This window comes from Chamaesiphon sp. OTE_75_metabat_556, assembly GCF_031378165.1.
Classification (GTDB): domain Bacteria; phylum Cyanobacteriota; class Cyanobacteriia; order Cyanobacteriales; family Chamaesiphonaceae; genus Chamaesiphon.
Genome location: NZ_JANNDR010000271.1, coordinates 1 through 5,997, shown reverse-complemented (window position 1 = coordinate 5,997; position 5,997 = coordinate 1). Strand labels below are relative to the sequence as shown.

Below are 5,997 nucleotides of genomic sequence, written 5' to 3'. Positions count from 1 at the left end.
CTGAAAATTTTCTACTAGTTGACGAAGCATTTGCGACATTTCTTTGACTTGATTTGTCAAAGCTTCTATTTCAACTGTTTGAGAATAACTTGTTTGATTTGAATATTGTGAGTCAAGTTTATGACGCTTTCCTAACCTATCGATAGTGTCCTCAATAAGTGTTGAAGCTGCGCCCAATGAAGAACGTAGATTACCAGACTGGTGAATTGTATATGTCGCCATCGTAACACCAGCTAAATCACTTGGCAGATGTAACTTTGCATTGCGATCGTACACGGCAAATGAGCGATCTCGACCTAAAGCTCCAATAAATAAACCAAGCTCCAGAAGCACATTATCACGAGGAGCCTGTTTAACATTACCTCTTGTTTCGATCAAATCGTCAGGTGTAAGCACTAAAATAGCAAAATCAAATAAGTCCAGGCTCTTAACTAAAGATTCTAAACTTCCTTCCCCTAATCCAAAAATACCTTGGCTCCATATACTCACTTCACAAGCATGATCTAAAAGTACTTGAATATTTTTAGCTACTTTTAATCCTTCAGTTGAGGAACCAATAAAAACCGTTGGACGCTGCTTTTCTGATTGTTTAGACTTATTCACACAAACTTACTAATCCTTGCGTTGAAAACATTTTTCGTTTAAACAGCTTAAATATATCATAACAAATGACATCTGTAAGGAATTGGTAAGAGAAGAATTGATCCTATGGGTATGCACTACACATTTCCCTGTTTTGAAGTCACCTTTCCAGTTCCAGATTTTGCCAACTAGACTACCACCAAAATCCCCAGAGATGTCAAAATGATGGTCTGGAGTCGCCACGACACACTCCCGCACCATACCAAACAACAGCCATGACAGCCTAACCCTCGAAAATCGTTTACACCTTTACCGATGAAGCTCCGGCTTTGGCAACTTATTCATTCTTGCCGATTGTCCAAGCATTTACCAAGACGGCGAATGTGTCGATCGAGCAACTTGCGATCAAAGACCGCGATCGATCATAATTGTGACACAGCCCATGCTCTTAGCTAAATCTTCCAGATGTCCAGAAAGGATGCATTTCATGATGTTGTTCGCCATGCATTAGAAAAAGATGGTTGGACGATTACGCACGATCCTCTCATCCTTCGTTACGAACTAGGCAATCTATACATCGATTTAGGAGCCGAAAAAGTATTTGCAGCAGAGCGTGCCGGACAAAAAATTGCTGTCGAAGTCAAAAGCTTTTTAAAAAACTCTGCCGTCTCAGAATTTCATACTGCATTAGGACAATTCATTAGCTATCGCATTCTCTTGGCAGAACAATACCCTGAATATGTGCTCTACCTGGCGGTGCCGATGGATACATACACTTCTTTTTTTGCCACTCAACTTGCCCAAGGTATTATTCTGAGTCAACAGTTAAAGTTAATTGTCTACAAACCCCAACAAGAGGTGATCGAGCAATGGCTGACTTAATTAAGTATTCCGAAATCGTCCAGAAGCTGCTCGAAGATTATGCCGCTTGGAGCGGTGATGACAAAACAGTTGCTACCGAGCTAATTTTTGACACGGTTAGAGACAGCTATCAATTAGTTCATGTTGGTTGGCAGGACGATCGCCGCATCCATGGTTGTATCTTACATCTTGATATTAGAGACGGGAAAATTTGGCTCCAGCATAATGGTACAGAAAATGATATCGCAGCAGAACTTGTAGAAATGGGCGTTGCCAAGAGTGACATTGTGATTGGTTTTCACTCTCCTTTTAAGCGTCAATTTACCGAATACGCAGTTAGCTAGCTCGTAAAGTTTCTTCTTGCAAAATTTTCCATTTCGCAAACTGCGCTACCACCAAAATCCCTGAAGATGTCAAAATGATGGTTTGGAACGATTCTCCACGGGCGAGGCTACGCCAATGAGCATCGCCAAAGCCACACATCCAGGAAGATATATGACAGCCCAATCCTCGAAAATTATCTACACATTTACCGATGAAGCTCCGGCGTTGGCAACCTACTCATTTTTACCGATCGTCCAAGCATTTACCAAAGCTGCTAATGTGTCGATCGAGACTAGCGATATTTCACTAGCTGGGCGGATTATTGCGGCTTTTCCAGAACGGTTGACACCAGCCCAACAACAACCTGACGATCTGGCAATCTTGGGCGAATTGGCGAAAACACCGGAAGCGAATATTATCAAACTGCCGAATATCAGTGCCTCGACACCCCAATTGACAGCCGCGATCTCAGAATTACAGTCGCAGGGGTACAATCTTCCCGACTACCCAGCCCAACCGCAGAATGAAGCTGAAACAGCGATAAAGGCGCGGTATGCAAAGATCTTGGGGAGTGCGGTGAATCCAGTCTTGCGTGAGGGTAACTCAGATCGAAGAGTTGCCGCCGCTGTCAAACAATATGCCCAAAAGAATCCTCATCGGGTGGGTGCGTGGACGCAAGATTCTAAAACTCATGTCGCTCACATGGAAAGTGGTGATTTTTATGGCAGTGAGCAGTCGGTAGTTATTCAGGATGCGGGTACTGTCAAAATCGAGCTAGTGGCTGCCGATGGATCTGTGACGGTGCTGAAGGAAAAGACGGCGGTGACAGCGGGAGAAATCATCGATGCGTCGGTGATGAGTGTCAAGGTATTGCGGGCTTTTTACGATCAAGAAATCCAAGCTGCAAAATCTGAAAATATTCTCCTCTCGCTCCATGTCAAGGCGACGATGATGAAAATCTCCGATCCGATTTTATTTGGGCACGCGGTCAAGGTTTATTATCAGGATGTGTTTGCGAAATATGCCGATACGTTCGATCGATTGGGGGTGAATGCGAATAATGGGATTGGCGATGTCTATGCCAAGATTCAATCCTTACCTGATGACGAACGTGGCGCGATCGAGTCGGATATTCAAGCAGTTTATACCGATCGTCCCCAATTAGCGATGGTGAATTCCGATAAGGGAATTACCAATCTCCACGTCCCCAGCGATGTGATTATCGATGCGTCGATGGCGGCGGCAATTCGGACTTCTGGCAAGATGTGGGGCGCGGATGGGCAGGCGCACGATATGAAAGCGATGATACCCGATCGCTGTTATGCGACGATCTATCAGGAGTGTATCGAGTTCTGTCAGGAGCAGGGCGCATTTGATGTCACCACGATGGGCAACGTCGCTAACGTGGGTTTAATGGCGCAGAAAGCCGAGGAATACGGTTCTCATGACAAAACCTTTGAAATTCCCACCGATGGCGTGGTGCGCGTTGTTGCTGCCTCTGGCGAGACATTAATGGAACACCATGTCGAAACAGGGGATATCTGGCGGATGTGTCAGACGAAGGATTTACCGATTCAGGATTGGGTGAAATTGTCGGTAAATCGGGCTAGAGCGACAGGTTGTCCGACAATTTTCTGGTTGGATGAGGATCGCGCTCACGATACGAATCTGATTGCCAAGGTGAATGAGTATCTACAACACCATGACACAACGGGGTTGGATCTGCAAATTCTCTCCCCAGTGGCGGCAATGCGGTTTACTTGCCAACAAATCAAAGCGGGTAAAAATGTGATTTCGGTGACGGGAAATGTGTTACGGGATTATCTCACCGATTTATTCCCGATTCTCGAACTGGGTACGAGTTCTAAGATGCTATCGATCGTCCCGCTCCTTGCTGGTGGCGGTTTATTCGAGACGGGAGCAGGTGGTTCGGCACCAAAACACGTCCAACAGTTTGTCATGGAAGGACATCTGCGCTGGGATTCCTTGGGCGAATTTTTAGCTCTAGCAGTAGCTTTGGAAGATTTGGGACAGAAAACCAATAATCCCGACGCGCTCATTTTGGCCGCAACACTCGACAGGGCTAATGGTAAGTATCTAGATAATGGCAAATCGCCAGCCGCCAAAGTTAATGAATTGGACAATCGTGGCAGTCATTTTTATTTAGCCATGTATTGGGCACAAGCATTGGCAGAGCAGGATAAAAATCCCGATCTGAAGGCAAAATTTGGCAAGTTGGCGAAACAATTGAGCGATCGAGAAACCGAGATCGTCGCTGAGTTGAATGGTTCGCAGGGACACTCGATCGATCTTGGTGGTTATTATCATCTCAATGACGAGCAAGCAACTCAGGCCATGCGTCCGAGTACGATGTTTAATAGTGCGATCGCCTTATTGGGTTCAATGTAGTCAAATTTGAATAGAGCCAGATAATCGGTTATCAACCCAACGCCACCAGTCGATCGCGAGTTACCATAGATAAATACAATGCGCTAAGAGCGGAATAAATACATGGTTCAGTCCCAATATTACGGCGGCGACAGCTATTACCGGACACCGCCACCAGATTTACCCTCACTGCTACTCAAAGAGCGGATTGTGTATATGGGTGGGCCATTGGTATCGTCGGATGACTACAAACGACAAATGGGCTACGATCCTACCAAATTGCTGATCGCCCAGTTGTTGTATCTCCAATTTGATAACGCCGACAAACCGATTTACTTCTATATCAACTCCACTGGGACATCTTGGTATACTGGCGACTCGATCGGCTTTGAAACCGAAGCATTTGCAATTTGCGATACCCTCGGCTACATCAAGCCCCCCGTCCATACCATTTGTATCGGCCAAGCAATGGGCACCGCCGCGATGATTCTCGCTGCTGGGACAAAAGGCTGCCGCGCCAGTCTCCCCCACGCCACGATCGTCCTCAATCAACCTCGCAGCGGCGCACAAGGGCAAGCCAGCGATATCCAGATTAGAGCCAAAGAAGTCTTGGACAACAAGACCGCGATCCTCGATATCTTCTCCCACAGTACGGGTCAACCCGCCGAAAAAATCGCCAAAGATACCGATCGGATGCTATACATGACGCCCACCGAAGCCAAAGAATACGGCCTAATCGATATCGTCCTCAACAGCGTCAAAGATCTACCCACTCCTATACCTGCCTTAGTCTAAAGGTCAGTAATCGGCGGGACAGATATTAGAAAGTAGATAGTAACTAGATGGTGGGCACTGCCCACCTGCTGGCACACAACTATCAACTATCAACTATCAACTATCAACTAATTTAACTATGCCTGTCGATCGGATTTTAAACGTACCCTATAACCTTCCTGGCAGTCAGTATTGGCAGTGGATTAATATCTACACGCGGATGAGTCAGGAACGAATTATCTTCCTCAATCAGCCGATTACCGATGGATTGGCCAATAGTATGGTGTCATCGTTGCTGTATCTAGAATCAGTCGATAATACCAAACCAATTTATCTCTATATCAACTCCCTGGGCGATCCTGTTGCCGCTGGGATGGCAGGACAAGAGATCGGGATGATGTCGGTGATGGCTGGCTTGGCGATTTATGACACCATCAAGCACATCAAGTCGGAGGTGTATACCATCTGTCTCGGTCAAGCAATGGGCATTGCCACTCTACTCCTCTCCGCTGGTGCCCCTGGCAAACGCGCCAGTCTGCCCCATGCCTCGATCGGGTTGATGCCAGCTCGTGCTGGTAGTCGCGGCCAAGCCTCGGATATCATCATCAATGCTGCTGAAGTTTTGGCCAAAAAGACCAATATCATCGAAGTATTTGCCGAAAATACCGGTCAATCAACCGAAAAAATTCAGCAAGACAGCGAACGAATGTTCTACATGACTGCCCACGAAGCTCAAGCATACGGCTTGATCGATCGCGTCTTAGAAAGCTCTAAAGAATTGCAGGGAATAGGGGATAGAGGATAGGGGCTAGTAAATTTAATGCTCCCCGCTCCCCGCTCCCCGCTCCCCGCTCTTTACCTCTTTACCCCCACCTCTACCCCCTAAAATCCTATGTCAATCGGCGTTCCTAGCGTTCCCTATCGTTTGCCGGGTAGTTCTAACGAACAATGGATCAATATCTACGATCGCTTATTCCGCGAGCGAATTATCTTCATGTTTGAAGAAGTTGATGCTGGCATGGCCAATGCGATCGTGGCTTATATGCTCTATCTCGACTCGGAAGACTC

General features: G+C 46.5%; 7 protein-coding genes and 1 pseudogene. 7 read left to right on the top strand and 1 reads right to left on the bottom strand.

All coding sequences use genetic code 11. The features are described from left to right. Nucleotides 1-603: nucleotide-binding protein (locus RMO27_RS11110; RefSeq protein ID WP_309732358.1), on the bottom strand; the 603-nt coding region annotated here is incomplete at its 3' end. Between the two features lie 275 nt (nt 604-878). On the opposite strand from RMO27_RS11110, the pseudogene RMO27_RS11105 reads away from it, so the two are divergent. From RMO27_RS11105 to RMO27_RS11075, 7 genes and pseudogenes are all read left to right on the top strand, one after another. Further along, a pseudogene (locus RMO27_RS11105) lies at nt 879-977 on the top strand (NADP-dependent isocitrate dehydrogenase); the annotation flags it as partial. Between the two features lie 70 nt (nt 978-1,047). Then, a complete protein-coding gene (locus tag RMO27_RS11100) occupies nt 1,048-1,464 on the top strand; it encodes an element excision factor XisH family protein (RefSeq protein WP_309732356.1) in 417 nt (138 codons plus the stop codon). Beyond that, entirely contained in the window at nt 1,452-1,787 is a 336-nt protein-coding gene (locus tag RMO27_RS11095; RefSeq protein ID WP_309732354.1) for a XisI protein, read from the top strand. Before RMO27_RS11100 ends, RMO27_RS11095 begins: the two co-directional genes overlap by 13 nt. A 151-nt stretch (nt 1,788-1,938) precedes the next feature. After that, nucleotides 1,939-4,176: an NADP-dependent isocitrate dehydrogenase gene (locus RMO27_RS11090; RefSeq protein WP_396133666.1), complete on the top strand. Its 2,238-nt coding sequence runs from the start codon at nt 1,939-1,941 to the stop codon at nt 4,174-4,176. A gap of 102 nt (nt 4,177-4,278) precedes the next feature. Continuing rightward, entirely contained in the window at nt 4,279-4,950 is a 672-nt protein-coding gene (locus RMO27_RS11085; RefSeq protein WP_309732349.1) for an ATP-dependent Clp protease proteolytic subunit, read from the top strand. A gap of 118 nt (nt 4,951-5,068) precedes the next feature. Then, a complete protein-coding gene (locus tag RMO27_RS11080) occupies nt 5,069-5,734 on the top strand; it encodes an ATP-dependent Clp protease proteolytic subunit (RefSeq protein ID WP_309732347.1) in 666 nt (221 codons plus the stop codon). 87 nt (nt 5,735-5,821) lie between these two features. Next, on the top strand, nt 5,822-5,997 hold a 176-nt coding region (locus RMO27_RS11075; RefSeq protein WP_309732360.1), incomplete at its 3' end, for an ATP-dependent Clp protease proteolytic subunit.